At 51.3% G+C, this 26,582-nt stretch carries 26 protein-coding genes, 2 tRNA genes and 1 other annotated feature; of the genes, 18 read left to right on the top strand and 10 right to left on the bottom strand.

Annotated elements, in window-relative coordinates; all coding sequences use genetic code 11:
- Positions 1-11 precede the first annotated feature (11 nt).
- Entirely contained in the window at positions 12-731 is a 720-nt protein-coding gene (locus KNP60_RS12645) for a hypothetical protein (protein WP_214797603.1), read from the bottom strand.
- A gap of 475 nt (positions 732-1,206) precedes the next feature.
- Between KNP60_RS12645 and KNP60_RS12640 the strand changes: the two genes are divergently transcribed.
- A complete protein-coding gene (locus tag KNP60_RS12640; protein WP_034781182.1) occupies positions 1,207-1,431 on the top strand; it encodes a hypothetical protein in 225 nt (74 codons plus the stop codon).
- A 180-nt stretch (positions 1,432-1,611) separates the two neighbouring features.
- On the opposite strand, the gene KNP60_RS12635 is transcribed toward KNP60_RS12640, so the two are convergent.
- Positions 1,612-2,526: a hypothetical protein gene (locus tag KNP60_RS12635; RefSeq protein WP_034781180.1), complete on the bottom strand. Its 915-nt coding sequence runs from the start codon at positions 2,524-2,526 to the stop codon at positions 1,612-1,614.
- Between the two features lie 202 nt (positions 2,527-2,728).
- Between KNP60_RS12635 and KNP60_RS12630 the strand changes: the two genes are divergently transcribed.
- From KNP60_RS12630 to KNP60_RS12620, 3 genes are all read left to right on the top strand, one after another.
- On the top strand, positions 2,729-3,958 hold the full coding sequence (locus KNP60_RS12630; protein WP_214797602.1) for an LCP family protein: 1,230 nt from the start codon (positions 2,729-2,731) through the stop codon (positions 3,956-3,958).
- Between the two features lie 79 nt (positions 3,959-4,037).
- Complete coding sequence (locus KNP60_RS12625; protein WP_034781176.1) at positions 4,038-4,742, top strand: SDR family oxidoreductase; 705 nt, start codon at positions 4,038-4,040, stop codon at positions 4,740-4,742.
- Between the two features lie 27 nt (positions 4,743-4,769).
- Positions 4,770-4,988, top strand: coding sequence for a PspC domain-containing protein (locus KNP60_RS12620; RefSeq protein ID WP_034781174.1), 219 nt, complete (start codon positions 4,770-4,772; stop codon positions 4,986-4,988).
- Positions 4,989-5,022: 34 nt separating this feature from the next.
- Here the strand turns inward: KNP60_RS12620 and KNP60_RS12615 are convergent, their stop codons facing one another.
- Complete coding sequence (locus KNP60_RS12615; protein WP_251128517.1) at positions 5,023-5,874, bottom strand: aldose 1-epimerase family protein; 852 nt, start codon at positions 5,872-5,874, stop codon at positions 5,023-5,025.
- A gap of 74 nt (positions 5,875-5,948) precedes the next feature.
- On the opposite strand from KNP60_RS12615, the gene KNP60_RS12610 reads away from it, so the two are divergent.
- Positions 5,949-6,500, top strand: coding sequence for a TlpA family protein disulfide reductase (locus tag KNP60_RS12610; RefSeq protein ID WP_138859961.1), 552 nt, complete (start codon positions 5,949-5,951; stop codon positions 6,498-6,500).
- A 45-nt stretch (positions 6,501-6,545) separates the two neighbouring features.
- Here KNP60_RS12610 and KNP60_RS12605 read toward each other — a convergent pair whose 3' ends face one another.
- The 4 genes from KNP60_RS12605 to KNP60_RS12590 all read right to left on the bottom strand — a co-directional run bounded on the left by KNP60_RS12605 (position 6,546) and on the right by KNP60_RS12590 (position 8,292).
- On the bottom strand, positions 6,546-6,752 hold the full coding sequence (locus KNP60_RS12605) for a DUF3006 domain-containing protein (RefSeq protein ID WP_016508383.1): 207 nt from the start codon (positions 6,750-6,752) through the stop codon (positions 6,546-6,548).
- Between the two features lie 395 nt (positions 6,753-7,147).
- Positions 7,148-7,948: an MBL fold metallo-hydrolase gene (locus tag KNP60_RS12600; protein WP_034781170.1), complete on the bottom strand. Its 801-nt coding sequence runs from the start codon at positions 7,946-7,948 to the stop codon at positions 7,148-7,150.
- 180 nt (positions 7,949-8,128) lie between these two features.
- Positions 8,129-8,202, bottom strand: a tRNA-Gly gene (locus tag KNP60_RS12595).
- A 16-nt stretch (positions 8,203-8,218) separates the two neighbouring features.
- Positions 8,219-8,292: transfer RNA gene (locus KNP60_RS12590), tRNA-Gly, on the bottom strand.
- Between the two features lie 128 nt (positions 8,293-8,420).
- Here KNP60_RS12590 and KNP60_RS12585 point away from each other — a divergent pair.
- The 3 genes from KNP60_RS12585 to KNP60_RS12575 are packed head-to-tail and all read left to right on the top strand — an operon-like array spanning position 8,421 to position 9,747.
- Entirely contained in the window at positions 8,421-8,780 is a 360-nt protein-coding gene (locus KNP60_RS12585) for a hypothetical protein (RefSeq protein ID WP_214708704.1), read from the top strand.
- Between the two features lie 2 nt (positions 8,781-8,782).
- Entirely contained in the window at positions 8,783-9,337 is a 555-nt protein-coding gene (locus KNP60_RS12580; protein ID WP_034781166.1) for a hypothetical protein, read from the top strand.
- On the top strand, positions 9,334-9,747 hold the full coding sequence (locus tag KNP60_RS12575) for a hypothetical protein (protein WP_034781164.1): 414 nt from the start codon (positions 9,334-9,336) through the stop codon (positions 9,745-9,747). Before KNP60_RS12580 ends, KNP60_RS12575 begins: the two co-directional genes overlap by 4 nt.
- A gap of 42 nt (positions 9,748-9,789) precedes the next feature.
- Here KNP60_RS12575 and KNP60_RS12570 read toward each other — a convergent pair whose 3' ends face one another.
- The 3 genes from KNP60_RS12570 to KNP60_RS12560 all read right to left on the bottom strand — a co-directional run bounded on the left by KNP60_RS12570 (position 9,790) and on the right by KNP60_RS12560 (position 15,534).
- Entirely contained in the window at positions 9,790-12,738 is a 2,949-nt protein-coding gene (locus KNP60_RS12570) for an SH3 domain-containing protein (protein ID WP_214797601.1), read from the bottom strand.
- 161 nt (positions 12,739-12,899) lie between these two features.
- Positions 12,900-13,829, bottom strand: coding sequence for an alpha/beta fold hydrolase (locus KNP60_RS12565; protein ID WP_214797600.1), 930 nt, complete (start codon positions 13,827-13,829; stop codon positions 12,900-12,902).
- Positions 13,830-13,848: 19 nt separating this feature from the next.
- Positions 13,849-15,534 (bottom strand): formate--tetrahydrofolate ligase, encoded by a 1,686-nt coding sequence (locus tag KNP60_RS12560; protein ID WP_214754266.1) that lies wholly within the window; start codon positions 15,532-15,534, stop codon positions 13,849-13,851.
- Positions 15,535-15,776: 242 nt separating this feature from the next.
- On the opposite strand from KNP60_RS12560, the gene KNP60_RS12555 reads away from it, so the two are divergent.
- The 10 genes from KNP60_RS12555 (at position 15,777) to KNP60_RS12510 (ending at position 26,504) form a co-directional block, all read left to right on the top strand.
- Positions 15,777-16,682 carry a carbohydrate ABC transporter permease gene (locus tag KNP60_RS12555; RefSeq protein WP_034781156.1) on the top strand — a complete coding sequence of 302 codons (906 nt, stop codon included), beginning with the start codon at positions 15,777-15,779 and terminating at the stop codon, positions 16,680-16,682.
- Positions 16,679-17,584: a carbohydrate ABC transporter permease gene (locus KNP60_RS12550; protein WP_251131399.1), complete on the top strand. Its 906-nt coding sequence runs from the start codon at positions 16,679-16,681 to the stop codon at positions 17,582-17,584. Before KNP60_RS12555 ends, KNP60_RS12550 begins: the two co-directional genes overlap by 4 nt.
- Before the next feature lie 104 nt (positions 17,585-17,688).
- Positions 17,689-17,930 (top strand) — a binding site (T-box leader).
- Positions 17,931-17,996: 66 nt separating this feature from the next.
- On the top strand, positions 17,997-18,980 hold the full coding sequence (asnA, locus tag KNP60_RS12545) for an aspartate--ammonia ligase (RefSeq protein ID WP_138859955.1): 984 nt from the start codon (positions 17,997-17,999) through the stop codon (positions 18,978-18,980).
- Positions 18,981-19,162: 182 nt separating this feature from the next.
- Positions 19,163-20,458 carry an ABC transporter substrate-binding protein gene (locus KNP60_RS12540; protein WP_034781154.1) on the top strand — a complete coding sequence of 432 codons (1,296 nt, stop codon included), beginning with the start codon at positions 19,163-19,165 and terminating at the stop codon, positions 20,456-20,458.
- Between the two features lie 147 nt (positions 20,459-20,605).
- A complete protein-coding gene (locus KNP60_RS12535; RefSeq protein ID WP_214754265.1) occupies positions 20,606-21,793 on the top strand; it encodes a right-handed parallel beta-helix repeat-containing protein in 1,188 nt (395 codons plus the stop codon).
- Positions 21,780-22,325: a nitrous oxide reductase accessory protein NosL gene (locus tag KNP60_RS12530; protein WP_052090279.1), complete on the top strand. Its 546-nt coding sequence runs from the start codon at positions 21,780-21,782 to the stop codon at positions 22,323-22,325. The genes KNP60_RS12535 and KNP60_RS12530 overlap by 14 nt, the downstream gene beginning before the upstream one ends.
- Positions 22,326-23,129, top strand: a complete 804-nt coding sequence (locus KNP60_RS12525; protein ID WP_251128358.1) for an ABC transporter permease — start codon at positions 22,326-22,328, stop codon at positions 23,127-23,129. It begins immediately after the preceding gene.
- Positions 23,116-23,835 (top strand): ABC transporter ATP-binding protein, encoded by a 720-nt coding sequence (locus tag KNP60_RS12520; RefSeq protein WP_214797599.1) that lies wholly within the window; start codon positions 23,116-23,118, stop codon positions 23,833-23,835. The genes KNP60_RS12525 and KNP60_RS12520 overlap by 14 nt, the downstream gene beginning before the upstream one ends.
- Positions 23,836-23,898: 63 nt before the next feature.
- Entirely contained in the window at positions 23,899-25,359 is a 1,461-nt protein-coding gene (locus KNP60_RS12515) for an MDR family MFS transporter (RefSeq protein WP_214797598.1), read from the top strand.
- A 35-nt stretch (positions 25,360-25,394) separates the two neighbouring features.
- Positions 25,395-26,504 carry a PQQ-dependent sugar dehydrogenase gene (locus tag KNP60_RS12510; RefSeq protein ID WP_251131398.1) on the top strand — a complete coding sequence of 370 codons (1,110 nt, stop codon included), beginning with the start codon at positions 25,395-25,397 and terminating at the stop codon, positions 26,502-26,504.
- The last annotated feature ends 78 nt before the right edge of the window (positions 26,505-26,582 follow it).

Here is a 26,582-nt window from a genome sequence, read left to right as displayed (position 1 = left end):
TTTTTTACTGTTTACTGTACAGAAGGATAAGGGACCAATTCTTTTAAAAATGTATGAGTGCTGACAGATGTTTGGGTGGCTTTTTGTTTTAGTAGGGCGTCTCGCAAGCTTGGTTGGAGCGATGTCACTGTGACCTTGACGTCTTGAATCTTTTTCAACCTTATGAAAGATGATTGTTGGAGGAACGAGAGACCTTCTCGGGTCGTGAATGAGTCGCACGTCATGTGGAGCTCATGAATATGCAAGCGCGAGAACTCGATTCGGCTATACATCGTGCCCACGACAGCACCGTTCCGTCTCAATGAATGGAACGCACCTTGATTTCGATGACATTCGTCGATGGTTCTAGCCGAAACCGGTAAGGCGCCTGGCAAAAGACGGGCGTACTGATTGCGGGTCGATGACCATAACGCATACGTTTCCGGATGCTCAAGGCAGAGTTGCCATTGCGCGTATGTCTCTTTTTGGAACGGTAGTACAGGTAAATCAAAAACGGTCGACTCAAGATGAGGTGTGAACCCGATGGCGGTGAACGAATCGAGTCGTTGAAGTGCCTTTGCGTTTTGGACATTTAAAGAGACCATCGTTTTTTGTCCGATATGCGGATGGAATTGATACAAGACGCGATCGATCAACCCACGCAATGCCGCGAAGTTTGTATAGGCTGCATCAGTCATGCGAATCTGTTGGGTGGTGGGGAGGTCACGATAATCCACGGTGATGGCGGCCATGAGCTCATTTCCTAGCCAACCGGTATACAACGAGCACTGTGGTGGAAAGCTGAACAGATTCGGGACGTGCTGAGGGTTATAAAGATTGTGGAGCAATGGTCGAAGATGGGGTGGAAGTTCACGACTTTCTTTGATGGTAAAGGTCTGCTTCATCCGAGCGGTCCTACTTTCTATATAAAATGAGATACCCTTAAATTGTAAGCGTTACCACATATAAATGCTCGTATTAAATTGATGAACATTTATTGGGAAATCAAGGGCGTATTTGTTTCAAAAAACACCCAAAAATCTTCCCGATTTGACGTGGAAATGGCTCAAGGACGAGACTCTATCTGGCTAAGACATACATAAAGAGGTTTGATGGCGGAGGATGAAACAGGGTGTGATATTTGTTAAAACGTAGAACAATCCAATTCATGTTAAATGAAAAAGACATGATATACTGATGGGTAAGAAACGAGTCAAGGAGACGACTATGCGATACGTAATAAGTTTTTGGTTATTAGCAGTAGTGTTGATGGGTATACCGCATACGGCGCAGGCGGAAACGAATCCGATCGTTGTCCATGAGAACGTCATCGTTGACGAAGCGGTAGAACTATATGAAGGGTTTCGCTCCCCGAACGAGATGGTGTTCATTTTTGTATTGATTGTATTATTATCCGTGATCGGGCTAGGGATTATCAATGCGATTGAATAACGTGAAAACGTTCACAAAAATGCAATATCTGAATCGGAAGCGGTTTCAAATCTGATTTATACTAAACGTGTAGGAAGGAAGTTCTGCACCAACTTCCCCTCCTTTTCAGATGAACACCCCTCGTTCATATCATGTTTTGGAGTCAACCGACGTTGTCGATTGACTCCCTTTTTTGTATGATTAAAATTGGATTCGTTTTTCTTTGGCGAGTCGTCGCAATCGTTTCGTTTCATTCGCATGGCCACGACTTTCGAGCATATTCACATATACTTTGAACGGTTCTGAACGATGGGAGAAGAAAGGGATATATTCGGCGAACAACTTTTGTTCGGCTTCTGATAAATGGCCGCGCTCCACGAGTAATTCCAGCTCAAGCATCTTTAAGGCTTGATAATCGGCAAGGGCGTTCTCGTCTGTGTGGGCTTTGGCTAATGTGCGGTCGCACAACGTGGTCAAACGTTCACGGAGCAAATTCCATTCGGACGAATTATAAGATTGATCGAGGAGTGTCGAGAGCAGGTCGACCCGAGTCGAGTCAACATCTTTTGGGACATGGAGTGCGGTGTATAAGGAACGATCGATCCAAACGGCGGTCGTGGGGGCATCAAGTTGATAATACTGAATCAGTTGGGATAACATCGTGGTTTGAGACAATTTTAACAACCGGAAAGGATCGCTCGTTGTGAAGAGCGGTTCTTCTCCCGCTGAAGACGACAGCAACAAAAACATTTCTTCGTACATCGTCCGGGCCTCGGGCTCGTCATCCGCGTAATAGGCTAAATCGCGAATGATTTTTTTCGCATGAATGTACCAATTTTTTTGGTCACGTTCACTCATCACTTGGTTCGGGACTACATATAAGTGATCATAAGCCAATTCGACAAAACGTTCAGCGAGGACGATGGTTTGTGAGAGCGAATGACGTTCGTCTGACGATTTTTGTTCTTTATATCGTGTGAACTGGCTGACCATAAAGTCGATGTCTTTCTCTTCAATCACGGTTTTAGGGATGTTTCGATACATCTCGACAATCACATCGCGAAGCGTGGCTTCGCCGTACTGTTCTAGCAACATCCGTAACTTCCCGATACGCATTAGCTCTCCCTCCTTTCAAGAGGACGTCGAACAAAGTAACTGTCCGCAGATGGGCAGACACCAATTATTATTCCTTTCCCGCTTTCGATTCAAAACAACCCTTCCGTCTCATGCTTGAGACGGATTTTTACGTTAACCGTTGTCAGAAAAACGTTTGTCGATGATAATGTAGAAAAATCTAACCATAATTGAGGTATTGCATATGAATGACGATCAACACTTATCACGTGTCGAACGCAGAAAGCGTGAGCTCGAACGGGAACGGTTGAGTGAAGAGGCTCAGCTAAACGAACAAGCTCGACACGAAACGATAAATCATCAAACAAACGAAGAGAACCCGGAAAGATGGGAGACGGGCCGGCAAGCAGAGACGACACAAGGCGAGCATCCGTTTCTAAACCGAGCGCATGAACAGTCGTCTGAACCAAAAAAGAAAGCGCGCGACGTCCGGAAACCGAAAGCGAAGTTAACTCTTCCGTTCGGCACGAAACGTAAATCAAAGCCACGTCGAGAAGAACGACGGGAACCGAGACGCCAAACACGTGAACCGGAACGAACTCACGTCAAACATGAGGCGACCGCACCGAAAGACAAACCGCGCCGCCGGAAGTGGAAAGGGAAGCTATTGCTTGTCATGTTGCTCCTCCTCATCGGAGTCGGCTATATGGCAACGCGTCCTGTCACGTTTTTAGTGATGGGAAGTGACGCCCGCGTCGGAGAATCATTATCTGGATCACGGACGGACTCTTTACAGTTGATGGAATTTGTACCACGTTCACGCACTGTTCAAAACGTCTCGATTCCGCGGGACACGTATACAGCGATTCCTTGCGAACCAGAACGAGAAGGCGATAAGATCACCCATGCGTTTGCCTATGGCGGTGCGGATTGTACGGTCGGGGCGGTAGAAGGACTGACGGAAACCTCGGTTGACGGTCAAGTCGTGATCACGTTTGAAACGTTTATGGAATTGATTGACCTCGTCGGCGGCGTCAACGTCACAGCGACCCACTCGTTCAGCGAGAAAGGCTTCAATCAAACGTATGAGTACACAGAAGGAGTGTCTTACGCCATGGACGGGGACATGGCGCTCGCCTACGCCCGTCACCGGAAGACAGACACGGACGGTGCCCGCTCTAACCGCCAAACCGAAGTCATGTCGGCCGTCGCCGATAAATTGGCCAGTCCGACGGGGTGGACGAAAATCCCGGCGACGTATCGTTTCATGAAAGACGAAATGGGACTCGAAATGAATCCGTTGCAGATGGCATCGATCGGAATGACGATGGTATTACAGCCGCAGGTGGATAAACTTCAAATCGAAGGAGAAGACGCCTACATCGATAACGTCTATTACTATCAACCGACCGAAGCGAGTGTTCAAGCCATTCGTGACGCCCTCGACTTGACGATGTGGGGAACGGTGAGATAATTTCGCGAAAAGGGTTTGATTCCGTTCCGAAAGAGGAAATTTAATCAAATGAACTACTCTTTTGAGGAGGGAAATTTGAATGAAAGTTTTAGTCATTGGAGCAACAGGAAAGATCGGTAGACGTGTATTGAAAAGTTTAGCGAAATCGCATCAAGTGACCGCTTTAATTCGTTATCCTGAACTACAGGCAGAGTATGAAAAGATGGGTGCGCGCGTGCTCACCGTCGACGTCGAGAAAGAATTGGATAAAGGGATTCACGAGGCGACCTCGGGACAAGATGCCGTCATCATCGCGGCAACGGCAGGGGCAGATGGATCAAGCAAGGAAATCGAACTGCTGGACCGCAACGTCGCGATGAAAGCGATTGACGCTGCTAAAAAAGAACGTGTCCGTCACGTCGTCTTGCTCAGTGCATACGGCGCGGATCAACCGGACGCGGCACCGAAAGAACATTTCAACTTCTTGTCTGCCAATAACGCGGCCGATGAGTATATCGAACATAGCGGTTTAAACTACACGATCATTTGCCCAGTGACAATTGTAGATGGGCCAGGGAAAGGCTCGATTGAGGCATCGGAAGACTTGAGTGATGCGAATGGTGCGACGATTTCTGAAACGGACGTCGCGACGATCATCACCGCTTCGCTCGATAATCGTGGGTTGTATGGCCGTCGGATCGAAGTGAAATCCGGCAGTACCCCAATCAATGAAGCACTCGATTTTGACAGTCGTGGAGAAGTGGCGACTGGAGGCAGAACGACGCTTCGTCGACCACAACGCTAACGAAAATCTGGAGGAGAAGGTGTCCTGATGGAACGAAAATTGTATAAAGATCCGTCTGATCAAATGATTGCCGGTGTCTGTTCGGGACTAGGGAAATACCTCGGGGTCGATGTCACGTTAATGCGCATCATCTTCGTCGTCCTCGCTTTGTTCGGGGGTCCTGGTCTATTGATTTATATCGTCCTGGCCATCGTCATGAAAAAACCGCCGTCAGAGTATGAGGCGGAGCAAGAAAATCGCTTTTAACAAAACGAGCTGACCGCATCGGTCAGCTCGTTTTTTATTCGGTATAGAGCGTGTAAGTCGCCTCGAACGACTCACCAGGGTCGAGCAGTTGCATATCTTCTTTATGGCGGATGTCCTTCCGATGACCTTTGTAGTCAGCGTGTCCGAACCAAGGTTCGAGACAAGCGAACGGGGCGTCGGAGTGTGGAGGCGACCAGATGCCGAAATGGGTGAAGTGAGGGGATTCCATGACGATGGCCCGACCGCTCGGTTGATGTCGAAGCGCTGCGTACTCGATTTGTTCAAAGATGAGGGCATCTTGGTCGAACAAGTGATGAGTCAGCGGGATGTAACGGCGTTCCCCGAGCGGTTGATAGGCACCCGTCAAGTAAGGTCCTTCGAGCAATAGACGGTCGAGTGTTCGCGTCTCCCCAAAGTCAATCGTATAGTCTTCAAACGTCCCCCCGGCAAATGGGATATTAAAGGCCGGGTGCCCGCCGATGCTGAACGGGAGGACGGTATCATCTCGGTTGACGACACGATACGTCACGCTCAACTCTTCGCCGATGAGGCGATAGATGACATTCAGTTCGAATGAAAATGGATAGTGTTTACGCGTCTCGACAGAATCGCGCAGGATAAAGCGGACGTGGGTATCGGAAGCCTCGGCGACCTCGAACAGTTCGTCGCGCGCAAATCCGTGTTGGCTCATCGTGTACGTCATTCCGTCATATAAGTAACGGTCGTCGAGCAGGCGTCCGACGAACGGAAAAAGGATCGGGGCTTGCCGGCCCCAATACGTTGGGTCACCTTGCCAGAGGAGCTCCGTCCCGTCGACGTTCCAACTGGTCATTTCGGCACCGTGTGCTTTTAGTGTGACGCTAACTTTCTCGTTGTAAAGTTGCAAGATAGTTACTCTCCTTTGAATGATATGATAAGTTAAGTTTAGGAGTGAACAGTACACAGGACAAGGGGTAAATCATGCGATTTCATAAACTAGCGATTGGATTGATCATGGCTGGCCTCGTGGCCGGTTTAGGCTATAAAGGATATGACGAGTTTAATAGTCAGGCGAAGGAACCGGCGGTCAGCATCGCCACGGACGATAGCGTACTTGGCGGTCTCGAGGTCGGTCAACGCGCGCCGGCCCTTGAACTGGAGACGGTCGAAGGGGAACGCCTATCGCTCGCCGATTACAATGGACAGCCGGTTGTAGTGAACTTCTGGGCGACGTGGTGTCCTCCGTGCCGTGAAGAACTACCTGAACTGATTAAATTTAGCGATGAGACGGGCGTCCCTGTGCTAGGCGTGAACATCACGAATAATGAACGTCGCGGCCGACGAGATGTCGATGCATTTTTAGAAGAAGTGCCGCTCAGTTTCCCGGTCCTGTTAGACGAAGACGGCGAGGCTGTAAAAACGTATCGCATTGTGGCCATGCCGACGACCTATGTCATCGGATCAGACGGTGTGATCACCGCCAAACAAGTCGGACCGGTCGATTTCGATTGGTTGCGAGACAAAACAAAGTAAATGAACGGACAAAGACAGACTGGGAGTGAACCGGTCTGTCTTTGTCTACTTTTTATAATGTTGTTTGATGAGCGCATCAAAATTCGGTGTCATGTCTTCCTCGAGATAATAGTGATGATTATCTCGAATGATTGTATCGCCAACACGTGCTTCTGATGGCAAGAATCGTCTTGGGATGAAACTCGAGCCGTTGTTCCAACGTAACACGGCATACTTCCCTTCGACCCGCACCAATGTGCCGTACTTAATCATGCCTCTTCCTCCTCAACGAACAGCTTTCTGTCTCTTTATTCTTATAGAGTGTATTCCCACATTCCACAAAAGCTACACATATTTGCGCAAGGCTGGACAAGCAAATGGGAACTCAAAGAGGTGACAAAATTGTGAAGAAAGTTAGAAGAAAACGCTTTCTTTTTTGTTTGTTTTCTTCTATAATGAAGGCACGGGGTGATTTTGACGAATTTGTGAACAATGGGGGTATGGTCAATGTTTTCATCAGCTATGATTGGATTGCTCGCCTTAACCGGCGTGACCATTTATGGGATTGACCGTATGTTCACGGTCCGTTCAGAGCGCATCACAAAGAAATAGGTCTACATAATAGGGGGGATCGCAACGTCTTGGGGAGACGTTGCGATTTTTTTGTGTCAATAATCTTGCTGCCGTGACTCGCGATCTTTCGCTTTTTGTTCGACGTGCTTACGGTTCCGTTCATGGACGCGTTGGAAAAAGGCGTGCTCGGGCCAATGGGGAGACCAAACCCGTTCCTCGGGCAGAGCGAGGATATACTCTTCGGCCGCGCTCAGCCGCTCCATCATCTTGCTGCGATCGTCGCATAAATCGCCATGGCCCGGGACGAGCCAACGAATCTCATACTCATAAATGGCGGCTTGGAGTTTTTGCAAGGAATTCAAATACGCCTCGGCATCATGCTCGATGAACGGAGGCTCGATATTGGACCCGTAGTCGCCACAAATCAGGAGTCGCAACGGTTCGACGATTAAAGACATATGAGTCGACTCGTGTCCGGGCGTCAATAAAAACGTGATGGGGGTAGAGCCGAGTGCGAGCGTCCCGTCCTCGGAGATCATGATGTCGACGGCCGGTTTGACGATGGGGCGATCGATATAATACTGCTCATAAAACGACTGGATCTCGTCTAACTGCGAGCGCGCATCCGTCTCGACGAACGCCTGAGATGCGATGACGGTCGCATCGGGAAACGCATAGGCACCGATAATATGGTCGTAATGCTGGTGCGTATAGATGACATACAGCTTTTTGCCTTGTCGACGCAGTTCGACGTCTCGGCGGATGGTGGCAATCTCTTCAGGCAGCCAGTTCGGGTCGATGACGATTAAGCTCTCATTCGTCTCAATCAACGTCGAAGTCGTTCGCATGAGTGCACTTTCGTAAACAGTGAACGGTTGAAGACGTACTTGAATCACGGGAATCCCTCCTTCTTGTCTTCCATCCTTTTCCCGAATCGTCATCATTTAAGCGTCGCCGGTATGACTGCTATTATCGTGAAAAACAAAAAAAGCAGAACGTCAAATGACGTCCTGCTTCATGCACGGTACACCGTGCGGTTATGTGTGCGAGCAAATTCTCGCGTATATGTCGGTAATTGGAGCGGGTGAAGAGAATCGAACTCTCGTCATCAGCTTGGAAGGCTGAGGTTTTACCATTAAACTACACCCGCATATGAAATTTTAAAATGGAGCGGGTGAAGAGAATCGAACTCTCGTCATCAGCTTGGAAGGCTGAGGTTTTACCATTAAACTACACCCGCGAAACGCTTAACGTTACGGTAATATAATAGCACAGGATTTTAGCTTTGCAAACCCTTTTTTGAAAAAACATTGGTTGTTGCGGCTAGGTCGTCTTGCTAAGATAATAGGAGAGAGGAGTGGATGGGGCATGAGTGAGCGTAAATCCTATTTACAGATGATGAGCGAGGGCTTTCGGATGATGAAAGAAGGCAAACAAATCAATCATGAGACGAAGCTGCGCCAATGGACATTCTCGATCAGCCGTGAGGCGAATTGGCATGTGATTCTCCGGACAGAGCGCTTGAAATGGGTCAGTCCGGCGACCGATCAGTTCATCATTGAACCGTTATTCGTCCAAATCGGGGCATTACAGCTCACGCGTCATCTCGAAACGAACGAAGTACGTTTGACTATCGATGAAGAATGGGGAATTGAAAGTAAGGTCGTCTGTGACGACCAGGAGTGGGAACGATTCGTCGCGTCGCTCAAACAGATGAAGGGGGAGTAGTCGTGAGTCGAGAAAGGCTATATCGGATTGAAGCGGAAGCTCGTGGGAGTGCCTGGCGGGCCCGTGTATTGACCGGCATCCAACGATTCCGCTTTTTTAAAGGGGAATTGCTCGCACCGACTGAACGCCCTTACGTCGTCTTGAGTATCTCTCAAGACATGCAGGCACTTCCCGATTTGATTGAGACGGATATGGGTGTCCTGCTCATCCACGAACGAATCGGCCCGATTTTTATGAACTTATGCCCATATGATATTCAACTCGTTCGAGTCGAGTTGCACACGAGCACCGGAAAGACGGATCAATACTGCGCACTCAACGTGTTACGCCGTTTCGAGATTGAACATCTTGAAGATTCGGGCGAGTATCGACCGTTAGATCCGGATCGGCTCTATTTTTTGTCACGGCAAACCGTGAGACTAAATTTATTCGGGCATATGATTGCCCAAGATCGAAACAGCCAACGCCTTTACGTAACGGAGCGTCTCAAATATGCGCTTCAAGCGAAAATGGTGACCGGGCTGGCATTCAAGAAAACGAAGGAGCAAACAGCATGAAGGAATACGAAATTGACGGTTGGATCCGTCTAGACTACCCAGAACACTTTGAATACAACGAAGAAGAAGACCATGTCAGTTTTTACTCTGTCGAGGCAGATGCGCAAGGGACGCTTCAAATGTCTATCTATGAAGCGGAGGAAGCGCAAGCCCCGAGTGACGCCGCACTTCAAGAGTTGAACACGTTTTTAGGTGAGTTCCCAATCGACGTCAAAGTCGCCCCAAGCGTCACGTCGGAGGCCGGCGGCATGACGACGGCCTACGCGAGCGGAATTGAAGACGGCATGCATCTCGACGTATGGTCGTTGACAGACGGGAAGCGACTTTTGTTTTTGACGTATGTCGCCGATGAAGTGACGAATGAGAAGTTAGAGATCGAATCGATTATCGACTCGATCGAGTGGACATAACAAGAGACACGCGCCAACGTCGGCTGCGTGTCTCTTTGTGTCTTACTGGAATTTCGGAACTTCGAAGTAAAGCGTGTAAGCGTCGAGCTGTTGATACATGTTGTAAATATTGGCCGTTTGTTTTGTTGCCCACGAAATATCGGTGGCATATTGATACGTACCTGGATTGCTCGGATTGAACCGCATCTTATAGAGCGTGTTCTGTTTCCGGCTCGGGTTGTTGATATACGAGTCGCCGATGAACTTGGCCCCGCCGATGATAGCGGCTTCCGGTGTGAACCAACCTTCTTTATAAGCGCGCTCAGCACCTTTGACATGGGCGTTCCCGTCAATCGCACCGATGCCGTACATATTGTAGACGGTCTTCGGCGTGACGGCCTTGCCGTCGACGCTCGAGACGACTGTCCCGTTGGCGAGTGCGGACGTTCCGTGTCCCGTCTCTAATAACGCATGCGACAACAGATAAATCTCGTTGACGTTGTGCGTACGTGAGGCATCGATGAACGCTTGGCCACGGCCTGCTAAAATTCCTTTGCCGACGAGCGATTTGTTCAACACGGTCGCTGTCAAATCTGCACTCTTCGACAAGTCGAGGAATTGGAAATATTCACGTGACGTCGTGGCGAACGAAGTCGGTGAAACTTGACGTGTGATTTCTTCATCCGTCGCAAGACGCCAATTCCGGTCATAGACGCGAATATTGTATCCACTCGGGCGATAGTAGCTGATTGTGTAATACTGACCGATTTCACCGGTGATGGTCACCGTCTCACCCGGGTTGATCACCCCGAACGAGTGCGCCGTCAATGAGGCATCTTTCAACACCTTGACGTTTCCAGCAACGTTGGCGGCGCTGACATATCCCGTCAATAGACCCGATTTTACTTTATACCAAGTCGTCGAGCCGACCTTTTGCGTGCCGAGATATTCGAGCTTCGTATTGCTCGAGAGGCTAGTCAAGCTGGCAGCCGATGATGAGGCGGTTGCTTTCAAGTACTGGAATGAAGTTGTAAATAGCTCTGTCGAGGCGATCGTCCCGGTCGTGGCAGTCGTTGTCGCACGAGTGATGTATGATTTCGGTACATACGCGTTCGCGGCGCGATATGCGTCCGACTGGGCGAACACGTTGCGCTGCTTCGTGACCATCGTCGCGAGCGTATACGGATAAGCAGTCTCTGTGATCACCATCTCTTTACTGCCGGCAACAGGCGGCGTGTACGGTTTCGTATACGTGAGGGAGATGTACCCTTTTACGAGCGAACCGTTGACGAGGTACGAGATGACACCCCAGTCGCTGCCGACGATTGGTTTCACTTTGACGACCGTTCCGTTAGCGAGCGTACCGATAACGTTCCCGTCTACCGGTTTTGTCCGGACGTTCAACGTGCCATTGTTGGCGACGACGACCTCGACTTCCCGTTCAGCTTCTAACTGTTCTTCTGGAGCCGGTGGTTTGTCGGCGAAATAGGCGGCGGTCGCATAGCCCGTGAGCGAGCCGTACTTGATTTTGTACATCGAACTCGTCAAGCCAGCCTCAGAAATTTGCTGAACTTTCGTTCCCGTCGGAATGACGGCAATTTTTGTTTTCGGTGAAACAGACCGGTCATAGAGGACGACTCGTTGCGTCGTATAATAATCGGTCACGACGATCACCTCCGGTTTGTCGACTGAGAAATGGCGTGAAGCTGCATAGCCCGTTTTCCCGTCGTAACGTACTTTAAACCATGAGCTCGACAATCCACTCTGCGAAATCTGCTCGATTTTCGCGCCGAATGGAATCGTGTCAATTTTCGTCGCACCCGAAGCCGATGAACTATACATCGCCACGTTGCGAATCGCGTAATAAGGTTTGATCACAATCACTTCTGGCGGAGTCGTCGAGAAGTTTCGAGCCGCGGCATAGCCGGTCACGCCATCATATTCAATCTTGAACCACGAACTTGCGAGTCCGGCCTCTGACACTTGTATCACTTTGCTACCGGCTCGGATTGTCCGTAGACGTTCCGCCCCTGAAGCTGATGATTTATACAAGACGAGGTCACGAGCGGCATAGTAAGGCGTCCGCACGACGGTTTCTGGTTTTGTCTTTGAGAAATTACGTGCTGCCGCATAGCCGGTCACGCCATTGTAGCGGATTTTGAACCAAGATGAGCTCAGCCCTGGCATCGCGAGTTGTTCGACTTGGGCACCGAGTGGGATCGTCGCGATTTTCGTCGCGCCCGAGGCGGAACTGTTATAGAGAGCGACGTTCTTGACCGCAAAGTAAGGGGTCGTCGCTTCCGGTGTCAAGAGCGAAGTCGAGAAGTTCCGGGCCGGGGCGTATCCAACGGTCGAGCCGTACTCGATTTTAAACCACGAACCGGTCGCGCCGAGTGAGGCGAGGTGCGTCACTTTGGCACCTGCCGGAATCGTTCCGATTTTCGTCGCCCCTGAACCTGTCGAGTCATACAGCACGGCTGTCTTGACAGCATAGTAAGGCGTTTCGACAGGCGTCGTCGGTGTGAAGTAGCGGGCTGCAACGTAACCTGTATATTTCCCGTAAGTCACTTTCATCCACGAGCCGGTCGCGCCGTGCGAAGAGATATAGGTCACGGTCGCGTCTTTCGGGATCGTCGTGAGGATGACGGCAGAAGTCGACGTCGACGAACGCAAGTTGACGTTCGCGTCCGCTGTGTAGGCCGATGCCGTTGTCGTCGCTGTTTTTTCAACGGTTGATTTCAATGTCAAATACGTTGCCGACACGTAGCGTTTTTCGCCCTCGAATTCGATTTGGGCCCAGTTATCGTTCGTTGTGTACACTTGAACGGTCTCGCCTTGCGTCAATTTCCCGACAATGTCCGAAGTGGTCGAAGTGGCGGAACGTACGTTTAAAATAGATGTATTCACGGTTCCTTCGTATGTTGCTGCATATGAATGAGCGGGAACAAGCGTACTCAACATTGTGCTAGAGATGAGGACGGCCGTGCTCAATCGTGTGATTGTTGGCTTCAATGTGTTACCCCTTTCGGTGAATACAGATCAACATGTATGTATTCATGTAGTGTGCGGTCTAAGTATAGCGTACTTAAAAATTGGAAAGAAGAATGTAAATTACAAAAAAGGTAAATGAATTAGAAAAGTGATGTATTATTATGGAAAGAAAAAAGAACCTCCTAGGAAATGGAGGTTTTTTTTTCGATTTGTACGGTTTGATGCATCCAATCGCCGATATCGGTCCACACGTCTTGTCGTTGTCGTTCACGCAAAATCTCATGTCTGGCATTGTCATAGGAGAGAACGGTCAACTCGATATCGGCAATTTGGTGTTTACGAACGATTCCCGTGAGTCCTTCACCGTCATGGACGACCGGATCGTCAGCCCCGACAACGAACAAGATGGGTAACGTTTTCGGATGCTCGTGAATCCGGGCAGTGGACGTCACATCGAGTGAGGCGCGGGCGACCTCATGCAAGTAGCCGAGCGTCGGAATGCCACCGCAATCCGGGTCGTTTACATAGGCGGATACTTCTTCTGGAACGCTTGAAATCCAATCGCTCTCGGTCGTGGCGGGTAAGAACTTTAAGTTGTATCGTCCGAACAGCAAGCGTTCGAAAAAGCGAGATTCATATTGGCTCCCTTTGAACCGGATGGCCAAATCGATCGCATACAGTCCGATCCGCCCGATCCATCCCGAATGTGGAGGCGGAGACACGGCGATGACGCCAGCCAGGCGATGACCTAACCGTTGCCCGAGGCGACGGGCGAGCAGTGAGCCGAAACTATGGCCGAGGACGACAGTCGGCAACTCGTCTTGATAGTGATCGAGGAGTGAGATAGCGTCATCAACCATTTGATCAAATCCTTCATGTGGAGACAAGTGGGCGTAAGTGGACTGATCCCGCGCCAAAGAACCGGCACCGCGGAGATCGCATAGGAATACGTTAAAACCAATTTCTGACAAAAAATCAGCGAATTCGACATATCGTCGGTGATGCTCGAGCATACCGTGAAAGATGAAGCAATTTCCAATTGGTTGTGAGGTGGGAATGTGTAGCACATGCGTCCGATACCCGTCCGCATACGTATGTTCCGTGACGTCCATCTGTATCCCTCCGTGTCGTTTAAAATAATCCGATCGCTTTACCGGTCTCGTCGATTCCCATATTCAAGGCGGCCGGTTGCTTCGGCAGACCTGGCATCGTCAAGACGTTTCCGGTCAAGGCGACGAGGAAGCCAGCGCCGACCGACGGTTTCAACTCTCTTACGGTCACAGTGAACCCGTGCTGGTAGCCGAGTTTCGTCGGGTCGTCTGACAGCGAGAACGGTGTCTTCGCCATACAAATCGGTAAGTGTTGCCAGCCGTTCGCTTCGATTTGAGCCATTTGTTTTTTTGCGGTCGCGGTGAAGGTGACGTCGGCCGCCCCATACACTTCACGGGCAATCGTCAAGATTTTTTGTTCGATCGAATCGGTCAACGCATAGAGCGGGGTGAACGCACTCTCATTCGACTCAATCGTCTCGATGACGGCCTCGGCGAGCGCACGTCCGCCTTGGCCTCCGTTTGACCACACTTCACTGAGCGCCACTCGAATGTGGTTCGCTTCACACCAGTCGAGGACGGCCGCCAACTCTTCGGTCGTGTCTGAATTGAATCGGTTGAGGGCGACGACGGTCGGCAAGCCAAGTTTCCCCATCGTCTCGACATGTTTGGCAAGAAGTTTTAATCCGTTCCCGACGGCCCCGACGTTCTCGACGTGGAGTTGGTCTTTGGCGACGCCACCATGCATTTTCAAGGCACGGACTGTCGCCACGAGGACGACGGCGTCCGGATTTAATTTACCGATGCGTGACTTGATGTGACAGAACTTCTCGGCACCGAGGTCGGCTCCGAATCCGGCTTCGGTGACGACGTATTCACCGAGCTTGAGCGCAGTTTTTGTCGCAATCAACGAGTTGCAGCCGTGAGCGATGTTGGCGAACGGACCACCATGAACAAGCGCGGGCGTCTGTTCGAGTGTTTGCACCAAGTTCGGCTTGAACGCTTCTTTCAACAACAGGGTCGCGGCACCAGCCGCCCCGATTTGTTCGGCCGTGATCGGTTCGTTGTCTTGATCGTAGGCGACGACGATGCGCTTGATGCGCGTCTCAAGGTCGGTCAACGAGTCGGCGAGGCAGAGGATGGCCATGATTTCGGACGCCACGGTGATGTCAAATCCGTCTTCACGTGGTACCCCGTGGGCACTGCCGCCGAGTCCGATCGTCACGTGACGAAGTGCACGGTCATTCAAGTCGAGGACACGTTTCCAGACGATTTTACGGACGTCGATCCCGAGGTCGTTCCCTTGATGAAGATGATTATCGAGCATGGCGCTGATCGTGTTATGAGCTGCGGTGATCGCATGCATGTCACCTGTGAAGTGAAGGTTGATGTCTTCCATCGGCAACACTTGGCTGAAACCGCCGCCGGCCGCACCGCCTTTTAAGCCCATCGTCGGACCGAGTGATGGTTCACGTAGACAAACGATTGCTTGTTTATCGAGTTGATTCAACGCCTGTCCAAGTCCGACGGTCACGGTCGACTTTCCTTCACCGGCTGGAGTCGGATTGATCGCCGTGACGAGGATGAGTTTCCCGTCTTCTCGAGTCGCCATCCGATCGATGACATCGAATGATAACTTGGCTTTATATTTCCCGTATAGATCGAGGTCATCTTCTTGTAAACCGAGTTTTTCCGCAATCTCTTTGACAGGTAGCATCTCGGCTTGTTGGGCAATTGTTAGGTCGGATAACGGTTTAATCGTCGTCATGTATAAAATCCCTCCACTTTCGAACATTGTAATCTATTTAGTCCATTTCATTCGTGAATCGACCCGGAATCAAGGTTTAATCTTTCGTTGGGGAAGACTCGTTCGTGTTGTCATTGAGTTTATCATAACCCATCGCTTCGTAGAATTCACCCATTGAGTGCAATATATTCCACCCTTTCCGTCAAATGTATCCGTTTTCATTTTTGGTCCAGGAAGGTAAGTTGATAGTGGAGGCGATGAACATGACAGAAACACCGAAACGAATCAAACGGAGACGAAATTGGAAGAAGCCGGCGAGTTTTATCGCATTCGTTGGTCCGGCCTTTTTGGCATTTGTGGCAATCGTGCTTATTCCATTTTTCAACGGGATTTATTACAGTTTCACAGATTGGAACGGTGTGACGGGGCAATTGAATATGGTCGGACTGGACAACTACCATCGGATTTTATTTGAAGATGAACAGTTCCGCGCTTCGTTCTGGATCACAACGAAATATACGCTCGTGGCCGTGGTGCTGACGAATATCGTCGGCTTCCTATTGGCTTTACTATTGACGATGAACATTAAGACGCGCAATATTCTGCGCACCGTCTTTTTCATGCCAAACTTGATTGGCGGGCTCATTCTCGGGTTCATTTGGCAGTTTATCTATGTGAAGGGCTTTGAATCAATCGGGGCACTGACCGGGTGGAGTCTGTTCGAGCTGCCGTGGCTAGGTGACGCTCAGACGGCGTTTTGGGGCATCGTCATCGTCGCCATTTGGCAAGGTGGGGGCTATGTCATGGTTATTTACATCGCGGCGCTCCAAAATGTGCCGACAGATTTACTCGAAGCGGCTAAAATCGACGGGGCAAACCGGTTGAAGATGCTTCGTCATATCACCCTTCCCATGATCATGCCGTCGATCACGATTTGTCTGTTCTTGACGATCTCATGGTCGTTCAAAGTATTCGATACGAACTTATCACTGACGAACGGCGGGCCGTTCAAATCGACGGAGATGCTCGCTTTGAACATCTATACCGAATCGTTTGTGAATAACAACTACGGACTCGGCTCGGCGAAAGCAGTCATCTTCTTCCTCGTCGTCGCGGCGATTACCGTCACGCAAGTGTACTTGACGAAAAAGCGGGAGGTGGAGGCATGACGACGGAAAAAATTGAACGCATCGAAGCGAATATCGATCAGGCACCACGACAATTGTTGCCGCAAAAGCCGCTGCGGGCGGGTGGATATACGGCCGGTCTCGGTCTCGTCGAACTGGTGGCGATTTTACTCGGGCTCTTGTACCTCGTCCCGTTCTATTACGTCATCGTCAACTCGTTCAAATCGATCGCCGAGATTTACACGAATACGTCTGCCTTGCCGAACGTTTGGCTCGCCTCGAACTATTCAGAGGCATGGGAGGCGATGAACTACGGACGCGTCTTCTTGAACTCGCTCCTCATCACGGCCGGCGCGAACCTACTGATCGTGCTGTTCACATCGATGGCGGCTTGGAAGCTAGTCCGGACGAAACATTGGATTTCGACGGTCATCTTCTTCTTGTTCGTCGCGGCGATGGTAATCCCGTTCCAGTCAATCATGATTCCGCTCGTGAAAGTATCGAGCGTACTCGGGTTGTTAAACAGCCATTGGGGACTGATGGTCATGTATCTCGGGTTTGGGTCAGGCATCTCCGTGTTCTTATATCACGGGTTTATGAAGTCGATTCCGGAAGAAATCGAAGAAGCAGCCATCATTGACGGTTGCTCGACGTGGGGCGTCTTTTGGCGCATCGTGTTCCCGCTTTTAAAACCGATCACGGTGACGATCGTCATCTTGAACAGCCTTTGGATTTGGAACGACTTTCTGTTACCTTCACTTGTCCTCCGAGACATCGAACTGCGGACGATTCCGCTCGCGACGTTCTATTTCTTCGGACAATATACAAAACAATGGGATTTGGCACTCGCAGGTTTAGTCCTTGGGATCGTTCCGCTCCTCGTCTTTTTCTTCGGTATGCAAAAGCATATTATCAAAGGGATCACGAGCGGCTCGATCAAATAACCCTTCCCAAGGGTCTCCCCCGTCCGCTACACGGGGGAGAATTTTTTTGAAAAAAGCTGTTGACATTCGTCGGAATATTTATAATAATTGGGTCAATTCAATTGTGAACGACATTGAAAGGACGAGTACACAGAAGACGTAAGCAAAGCGAGCCGGGGAAGGTGAGAGCCCGGACTGAAATCTCTGTCGAAGAACCTCCTGGAGTCGCTACCCGAACGCTTTGCAAGTAGACGTAGCCGGAATGTTCCCCGTTATCGGAACTACGAGATGTTCGTCTCGAAAAAGTGAGTAGATTCGTCTACTAATTTGGGTGGCACCGCGGAGCTTGAAGCCTTCCGTCCCATAGTCCATGGGATTGGAGGGCTTTTTTCTATTGCTCCGTCCCAAAATCCCACAATTGGAGGAAGAAAACATGACAACGACAGCAACAAGCAAGATGAAAGCGAAACAACAGGCGATTACAGTAGTGAAGGCGACATTCGAAGACAAGTTCAGCACGGCGCTTGGGTTGACACAAGTGCAGGCCCCGCTGTTCGTCACATCGGCGAGCGGTGTCAACGACCACTTGAACGGCGTCGAACGCATCATTCAGTTCGACACGCAGTATCCGGGACACGAACTTGAAATCGTTCAGTCGCTCGCGAAATGGAAACGAGAAGCGCTCGGCCGTTACGGATTCGAGGTCGGGGAAGGCTTGTACACCCAGATGCGCGCCATCCGTCGTGATGAAGAGCTCGACGCGACGCACTCGCTTCACGTCGACCAATGGGATTGGGAACGCGTCATCGCCCGGGAACACCGGACGACGGAGTACTTGAAGGCGACGGTCGAATCGATTTACGCGGCACTCCGCGAGACGGAACAGACGGTCGAATCGATGTACGGGATTGAGGCGATTTTGCCAGAGTCGATTCATTTCTTGACGAGCCAAGAACTCGAAGACCTTTACCCGACGCTCACACCAAAAGAACGTGAGCACGCGATTTGTAAAGCGTACGGTGCGGTCTTCCTCTCGCAAATCGGTGGTGCACTCGCCTCAGGCGATAAGCATGACGGTCGTGCGGCCGACTACGATGACTGGTCACTCAACGGCGACATCCTCGTCTGGCACCCGGAACTCGAATCGGCGTTCGAATTGTCGTCGATGGGGATCCGTGTCGACGAGACGGTACTCGCTGAGCAGTTGGCTACAGCCGGTGCCGAAGAGAAACGGAAGTACCCGTTCCACCAAGCCGTCCTCGAAGGACGCCTCCCGCTTACCATCGGAGGGGGCATCGGGCAATCCCGTGTCGCCATGTACTTGCTTCGTGCCCGCCATATCGGCGAAGTCCAATCTTCGGTTTGGCCGAGTGAGATGATCACCGCGTGTGAAGAAGCCGGAATCAGCCTGTTGTAATTATATAGAAGAAACTAAAACCAGGACTTTCTTTTTCAATAAGAAAGTCCTGGTTTTCTGTGCAACATTTTCCACCCTACACGTCAATTTTGACACCTACATAATGGAAGCGTTTTCATCTAAAGTTAGGGTGTACCGATTGGAATCATGATTGTCGACTCTATACTTAGGGAGGAAGCGAAATGAAACGTAAATGGAGATTATCGACCGCCGTGATGACGGCTGGGATGGTATTGACTCTTGCGGCCTGTGGCGGCGGGTCGCTTACGGAAGATGAAGGATCGAACGATGCGAACGCGGATAGCGGGGACAAACAAGACGTCACGTTGAACGTCTTCCAGTTCAAGGCGGAAATCGCCAAAGACCTCGAGGCGATGGCGAAAGAATACGAAGAAGAGACTGGCGTCAAAGTGACCGTCCAAACGGTCGGCGGCGGAGCTGACTATGGGGCAGCGCTCAAGTCCCAGTTCGCGTCAGGCAATGAACCGGACATCTTCAATAACGGTGGGTTCACCGAAGCACAAACGTGGAAAGACAAGTTGGAAGACTTGTCGGACGAGAAATGGGTCGGTGACTTGACCGAAGTGGCCAAAGAACCGATGACGATGGACGACAAACTGTACGGGATGCCGATGAACTTGGAAGGCTATGGTTTCATCTATAATAAAGAGCTGTTCGATAAGGCGGGCATCAGCGAACTGCCGAAGACGTTGTCTGAGTTGACGGATGCGGCTGAGAAGTTGGATAAAGCAGGCATCACGCCGTTCTCGGTCGGTTATGCCGAATTCTGGATTCTCGGTATCCATTTGCTCAACATTCCGATGGCGCAGCAAGACGATCCGGATGCGTTTATCCAGGCGCTGAACGAAAATAAAGGAAAATTCGAGGACAACGAGCAATTCCAACAGTTCTTGAAACTGTTCGACCTCACAATCAAATATGGAAATAAAAATCCACTTACGACGGACTATAACACGCAAGTCACTCAGTTCGCTCAAGGTGAGACGGCGATGCTTCAACAGGGAAACTGGGCGCAACAGATGATTCTTGACGTGAACCCGGACATTGAGATGGGCTTCGTGCCAATCCCAATCAATGATGACAAAGAGAAGATGGACCGCCTCCCTGTCGGTGTCCCGAACAACTGGGTCGTCAACAAAAACTCCGAGTATAAGGAAGAAGCGAAGGATTTCCTCGAATGGATGGCGACGTCTGATACGGGTAAAGATTACATGGTCAACAAGTTCAAATTTATCCCGGCGTTCAAATCGATTGAAGCGAACGACCTTGGACCACTTGCAGACGATATCTTGGCCTATTCAAACGAAGGCAAGACGATCTCGTGGAACTGGTTCAAGTATCCGGATGGTGCGGTCAACGAGTATGGCGCACTGATGCAAGCATACGTTGGCGGTCAAAAGACAGGCGACGAGATGCTTCAAGACTTCACGAAAGTATGGGCCGATAAGGCGAAATGATAGCAACACAAGCGGCGAAATGACCCCTTCGCCACTTGTGTTTTTTTTATGAAGAAACTGTCACATGAATCCCATAAAAATGACACACATACCCCCCTAGGTTTTCGTACAATATGTTCTGAAAGCGATTCATCAAGAGGAGGGGTTATGAAACGACTAAGCGGGTTACTCGCGTTATGGTTCTTCTCACCGATTACTGTTCAAGCGAACGAGGAACCGGTGTCGCTCAAAGAACCGATTGTGATTCAATCGAACGAAACGTTTAACGGTGAAGGAAAGCGGTTCAGTAGTTGTGAACATCCTGCGTTTCAACTTGAAGGGACCGGGGCCGTGCTCGAGAACGTCGAGATCGAACAGTGCGAACGGACGACCGTACCCGCGGTGCTCGTCGTGGGACTCGGCCATCAAGTCATCGACGTTACGATTGAGGCGACCGGGACCGGGATCGCCGTCGAGAACAGTTACGGGGTCAGGTTGATTCGACCGAACGTGACAGGGAAGCGTGAGGAGGAAGGAATCTCCATCGAGGATAGCGAGGCGACAGTCATCAAAGGAGCCATCGTCGACCACGTCCGTGACGGCATTTATATTGAAAACGGGACCGGACACGAGTTGACCCGGCCGCTCGTCACGAACTCACGATACGGCGTTCATCTTATGTTCCCGACGGACGTCTCGATTGTGTCCCCGAATCTGCACAACAATGAAACTGGCGCGATGGTGATGGGGACCGAGCGCGTCCGTATCGAGAATGGACAAATCTATGATCAAGTCGGTGCGACAGGAATGGGACTCATGCTGTTCGAAGCGATTGAAACGAGCATCCGTGCCAATGCGATTTATGGGAACCGCGTCGGCATTTATGCCGAAAAATCGGAATGGACGACAATCCATGATAACGGTGTGAACGGAAATGATATCGGCCTAAGGATGAAACGGGCCAACGGGATGACGTTGACCGGGAACGATGTGACGAACAATCGCTATCCCGTCGTATCATTTGAAGCGGCCGATAACGTGATTGTCGGCAACGAATGGGGCGGGCAGACACTCGATTTGACCCAGGACGGGCAGAGCGAGATCCCGTATCGGGCCGACCCATATTTGTTTTTGCTCGCTGATTCGTATGAAGCGTTTGAATTGCTGTACGGGGCTCCAGGGTTGACCGTACTCGAGCGTGTCCTCAGGAGCCCCGACGAGGTCACGCTCACCGATGTTTCGCCACGGGCGACGACGTTCGAGTTAAAGTGGCAGGGAACGGTTGGGGCAACCGTGTTAAGTGGATTATTGATTTTATTATGGCGATTTGGGAGGAAACAAGATGATTACTTATAAGAAGATGGCAGGATTACTTACCGTATCAGGATTGACGCTCGCATTAGGTGCGTGTTCAAGCGCGGCGGCGGAACCGTTTGACATCGAATGGGGCGAGACCGAATGCGTTGTATGTAACATGAAAATCATGGACGAACAGTTCGCTGCCGAGGCAATCATGGACAACGGAAAAGGCTATGCATTCGATGACATCGGTTGTTTGATGCGGGACTGGTATCCGGAACAGACAGAAGAAGACATCGCAGCTATGTACGTCAAAGACTACAACACGAAAGAATGGGTCGACCTTGAAGAAGGAACATTCGTCTACGATAAGATGTCGAAGACACCGATGGCTTACAATATCGTCTCGTTTGCGAAGGAAGCGGATGCTGAGGCATACGTGGACGAGAACGGCGGCATGGTCATGGACCTCGACGACTTGAAAGACCATTCATGGGAGCGCGGGGAAATGAAACAGCATAAAAAGATGAACGCAGATGATGACAGCAAGATGAGTGAGAATGATTCCTCAGAAGGCCACGGACAGTAAATGATGCTGTGGCGGATCGAGTGGTCGCGCACGTTACGTCAAAAAGAGAGTTACGTCTTCCTGTTCACCTGGATGGTGACGCTCGTGCTGCTTGGCGGTCTCGGACAAGCGCTACCGGTGGCGACCGCCTACACGAACGTCAACGCGACATTACTCACCATCATCGGACTCGTCTTACCGCTTTTCGTCATGTTGACGACGGCGCTCCAGTGGGGAGGGGAGCGGGAGTCGAAACGTTTGCGTCTCTTGACGACGTACCCGCTATCGATGTTTCACCTCGTCTGGATGCGTTACACCGCCTTTCTCGCGACGCAGGCTTTAATTGTCACGCTCGCCTATGCGCTCTCGTCATTCTTCGTATCGATGCCTCTCAAGACGTGGGTCGTCCTTTGGGCATATTCGCTTGGGCTCATCGCGTATGGGGCGGCGTTCGGGACATTCGTTGGCGTCATCGGTCGAAATCGGCTTCAAGCCGTCCTCATGTCTTTCCTCGTTTGGACTGTCTTGATTTTGTTATGGCCGACGGTGCTCGTCAGTGTCATTGCGTGGATACCATACGGTGTTCAGGCGGAAGCGATGGTCGGCGCCTTGTTTTTGAACGGATTTGAGTTGTTGCGCGTCTGGGTGAGCGCAGTATTGGCGGCCCCCGATTTGTTCGGGGCCATCTATGAGACGTTTATTGGGTGGCTCGACGGCCCGGTCGGTACGGCTGTCGTCGGTGCGACGATCATCGGGGTCATTCTCAGTATGTTGGGCGCGGCGGCGTGGTGGTTACGACGGGAGGGTCGACATGATTCAACTTAATCAAGTGGGAAAACGATACGGCGAGTCATGGGCGCTCCATCCGCTTGACGGTGCGATTGACTCAGGCCAGGTCGTCGCTTTATGCGGCAGCAACGGGGCTGGGAAGTCGACGCTGTTGAATCTTATGAACGGCACGATTCCCCCAAGCGTCGGGAGCGTGTCCTTGAACGGTCGAACGATCGATGACGGGAAGGTGTACCATCGGACGTTTGGATACATGCCAGACGACTTTGCGTTCGATCCGTCTTGGACCGTGGGTGAGACGTACGCCTATTACGCATTATGGCAAGGCGTGAAACCGGATTTAGCGCTGTTGGAGCGCGTCGGTCTCGATGGATTGAGAAACCGAGCCGTCGGGAAGTTGTCGAAAGGGATGCGTCAACGTCTCCTACTGGCGCAGGCGCTCGTGACGAAACCTGACATCTTGCTCCTCGATGAACCGACGAACGGACTCGATCCGACTTGGATGCGTCTGCTCGGTGGCTTGTTGCGGGAAGAAGCTGAGCGTGGTGCGACGATCGTCTGCTCGACACACCAGCTTGATGTGGCAGCGATGCTCGCTGATGAAGTATGGATGCTCAAGGACGGTCGGCTTGCAGGTCGCGTCCTCGTCACGGACGAAGCGGCGGCTTATGCTGAAATCAAACGTTTCTTTTTCGAATCGGAAGTTGAGGCTTGTCAAACCGGCGCGGCTCGCACAAAATAATAGACAGTTGAAGTGGTGCTCGGAACCTTCCGGCACCACTATTTTATTGGGGAGATGAAACAAATGAGAAAGAATGTTACGGTCGCGCTGTTGTTGGCGACTTTTTTAGCGGCGATTGAAGGGACGGTCGTCTCCGTCGCAACGCCGGTCATCGCGAGCGAATTGAATGGGGCTGCCCTCGTGAGCTGGGTGTTTGCCGCCTTCTTGCTGTTCACGGCGGTATCGACACCAATCTATGGGAAGGTGGCCGATCTGTTCGGCCGAAAGCGTGTCCTGTTATTTGGAATCGGGCTGTTCACGCTCGCCTCACTTCTTTGCGGACTTGCCACATCGATGGAACAACTGATTGTCTTCCGGGCGCTTCAAGGGCTCGGCGCCGGTGCGGTATTACCGATCTCGATGACGATTATCGGCGATTTGTATAAATACGAAGAGCGCGGCAAGATTCAAGGGATTTTGAGCGCGGTGTGGGGCGTATCGGGCGTGCTCGGTCCGGTCATCGGCGGGTTCTTGGTCGAGACGTTGTCTTGGCGTTACGTCTTCTTATTGAACGTACCGTTCGCACTTTTATCGTTCATCATGATCGTCACGTTCTATAAAGAGACCGTGACCGAGACGACGGAACGGATTGACGTCAAAGGAGCGCTGTTGTTCGCGTTCGGTACGACGGCGTTCTTGTATGGGCTGATCACGTTCAGCGAGACGAACGTCTGGACGGCCTCGGTCGTCGCCAGTGCCGTCTTCAGCGTCATCTTGCTCACCAGTTTCTTCTTATCGGAACGACGGGCGAAGACACCGTTGTTGCCACTCGAATTATTGAAACAACCAATCATCGCGTCGATCAATGGGGCCGTCTTCTTCGCAGCGTGGGTCCTCGTGTCAATGTCGGCCTATATCCCGATTTGGGCACAGGCCGTCCTTGGGAAATCAGCGACCGAAGCCGGATTCATGCTCATGCCACTCTCGGTCGCTTGGACATTCACGTCCATCATTGGCGGTCGGACGCTTGGGGCGGCCTCACCACGCCGCCGAGCCGTCACGGGAATGAGCCTGCTCTTGATTGGGACGATTATTTTAACGCTCATGAACCCGGCGAGCGCGGACGCGTGGGTCTATCTCGCTGTCGCCATTATTGGCGTCGGGTTCGGCTTGTCGCAACCGATGTTCATCGTCGTCTTGCAGACCGTCGTATCTTACCGGCAACGCGGGACCGCGACGGCCGCAAACTCATTTTTGAGTACCGTCGGTCAGACGCTCGGTGTTGCCGTGTTTGGTGCAGTATTCAACTTTATCGTGCTCAGTGGCTTCCGTGACGAGGCGGGCTTGAGCGACGTATCACTCGAATCGTTCTTTAATCGAAGCGTCACCGAGACGTTAAACACGACGGTCCGGCTCCAAGGCGAGCAACTCATCGCCACAGGATTGAATACTGTCTTCATCGGAGCGGCACTCGCGGCGTTCATCGCGTTGTTGATCGCGCTTCGTTTACCAGCTAACCCACCCGAACCTTCACGCGACAACTAAAGACACGATATGATGGTGAAAAGGAGGCGATCATGTTGAAACGATGGATCCTTGTGTTATCTCTTGCCGTATTAGCAGGTTGTGCATCGGAACCTGCTGACGCACCGGCGCCAGAAGAGACTCCGGTCGAAGAGTCGACCGAAGAAACACCTGCGGAAGATACACCAGGCGATGCACCAACATCGGAAGCAGACGATTCGCTGACATTCGGTGCGAGCGAGTCTGTCGTTAAGCAATTGGACGTACCGTGGTCGATGGTAAGGACCGACGAAGGATGGCTTATCTCGGAACGAGGTGGCACAATCGCCGTCATCGATGCGGACGGGAATCTCGATCGACAACCGGTCGTCCTCGAAGAAGATGTGCTCGAAATCGGCGAGGGTGGTTTACTCGGCCTGGCCTTGACAACAGATTTCACGACATCCCGACAAGTGTACGCCTATCATACGTACGGGACACCTGGGGACGTACGAAACCGGGTCGTCGAATTGACGTGGGACGGGGAGCGCTTTGAAGAGACGGCTGTCGTGCTCGATGAGATCCCAGGCGCCCAGTTCCACAACGGCGGCCGCTTATTGCTCGATGGCGACGCACTTTGGGTCACCACGGGAGACGCCCTCGTTCCGGATCTCGCTCAAGATGAGACGTCGATTGCCGGAAAAGTGTTACGGGTGTCCTTATCCGGAACAGGCGAGCCGACCGATTGGATTTATTCGTCGGGCCACCGCAATCCCCAAGGTTTGACGAAAGTTGGCGACACGCTCTATGCGAGTGAACATGGGGCGTCCGGTCACGATGAAGTGAACATTCTCGAGCGGGGAAACAACTATGGCTGGCCGCTCATCGAGGCAGACCAGGAACAAGATGGTCTCGAGACACCGTGGTTCGAAGTCGGGGAGACGTCGTGGGCACCTTCGGGAATCGCGGCGGACGACCGTTACGTATACATGGCGACGCTTCGGGGGAATCGCCTTGTTGCCATCGACCGAGAGACAAAAGAGGTCACCCCGCTCGTCGAGGACAAAGGGCGTATCCGTGATGTCTGGTTAGGAGACGGAGAGCTCTACTTCATCACGAACAATACGGATGGACGCGGAAATCCGAGCAATGAGGATGATCAGCTGTATCGCTTGACCCTCGAATAGAAACTGACACCCGTGTCAGTTTCTATTTTTTTGTTGTCGATATCCAATTATCAGGTATAATGGACTTCATATGGAAAA

The organism is Exiguobacterium sp. s5, from assembly GCF_018618075.1.
In the GTDB taxonomy this organism is placed as follows: Bacteria; Bacillota; Bacilli; order Exiguobacteriales; family Exiguobacteriaceae; genus Exiguobacterium; species Exiguobacterium mexicanum_A.
The sequence above is the reverse complement of the archived record's forward strand: the minus strand, read 5'-3'. Positions and strand labels throughout refer to the sequence as shown.

Bases quoted from the DNA above. Each gene is read 5' to 3' on its own strand.
- KNP60_RS12645 (WP_214797603.1), bottom strand. From the start codon at position 731: ATGGCCGCCATCACCGTGGATTATCGTGACCTCCCCACCACCCAACAG.
- KNP60_RS12640 (WP_034781182.1), top strand. From the start codon at position 1,207: ATGCGATACGTAATAAGTTTTTGGTTATTAGCAGTAGTGTTGATGGGT.
- KNP60_RS12635 (WP_034781180.1), bottom strand. From the start codon at position 2,526: ATGCGTATCGGGAAGTTACGGATGTTGCTAGAACAGTACGGCGAAGCC.
- KNP60_RS12630 (WP_214797602.1), top strand. From the start codon at position 2,729: ATGAATGACGATCAACACTTATCACGTGTCGAACGCAGAAAGCGTGAG.
- KNP60_RS12625 (WP_034781176.1), top strand. From the start codon at position 4,038: ATGAAAGTTTTAGTCATTGGAGCAACAGGAAAGATCGGTAGACGTGTA.
- KNP60_RS12620 (WP_034781174.1), top strand. From the start codon at position 4,770: ATGGAACGAAAATTGTATAAAGATCCGTCTGATCAAATGATTGCCGGT.
- KNP60_RS12610 (WP_138859961.1), top strand. From the start codon at position 5,949: ATGCGATTTCATAAACTAGCGATTGGATTGATCATGGCTGGCCTCGTG.
- KNP60_RS12605 (WP_016508383.1), bottom strand. From the start codon at position 6,752: ATGATTAAGTACGGCACATTGGTGCGGGTCGAAGGGAAGTATGCCGTG.
- KNP60_RS12585 (WP_214708704.1), top strand. From the start codon at position 8,421: ATGAGTGAGCGTAAATCCTATTTACAGATGATGAGCGAGGGCTTTCGG.
- KNP60_RS12575 (WP_034781164.1), top strand. From the start codon at position 9,334: ATGAAGGAATACGAAATTGACGGTTGGATCCGTCTAGACTACCCAGAA.
- KNP60_RS12565 (WP_214797600.1), bottom strand. From the start codon at position 13,829: ATGGACGTCACGGAACATACGTATGCGGACGGGTATCGGACGCATGTG.
- KNP60_RS12560 (WP_214754266.1), bottom strand. From the start codon at position 15,534: ATGACGACGATTAAACCGTTATCCGACCTAACAATTGCCCAACAAGCC.
- KNP60_RS12555 (WP_034781156.1), top strand. From the start codon at position 15,777: ATGACAGAAACACCGAAACGAATCAAACGGAGACGAAATTGGAAGAAG.
- KNP60_RS12550 (WP_251131399.1), top strand. From the start codon at position 16,679: ATGACGACGGAAAAAATTGAACGCATCGAAGCGAATATCGATCAGGCA.
- asnA (WP_138859955.1), top strand. From the start codon at position 17,997: ATGACAACGACAGCAACAAGCAAGATGAAAGCGAAACAACAGGCGATT.
- KNP60_RS12540 (WP_034781154.1), top strand. From the start codon at position 19,163: ATGAAACGTAAATGGAGATTATCGACCGCCGTGATGACGGCTGGGATG.
- KNP60_RS12535 (WP_214754265.1), top strand. From the start codon at position 20,606: ATGAAACGACTAAGCGGGTTACTCGCGTTATGGTTCTTCTCACCGATT.
- KNP60_RS12530 (WP_052090279.1), top strand. From the start codon at position 21,780: ATGATTACTTATAAGAAGATGGCAGGATTACTTACCGTATCAGGATTG.
- KNP60_RS12525 (WP_251128358.1), top strand. From the start codon at position 22,326: ATGATGCTGTGGCGGATCGAGTGGTCGCGCACGTTACGTCAAAAAGAG.
- KNP60_RS12520 (WP_214797599.1), top strand. From the start codon at position 23,116: ATGATTCAACTTAATCAAGTGGGAAAACGATACGGCGAGTCATGGGCG.
- KNP60_RS12515 (WP_214797598.1), top strand. From the start codon at position 23,899: ATGAGAAAGAATGTTACGGTCGCGCTGTTGTTGGCGACTTTTTTAGCG.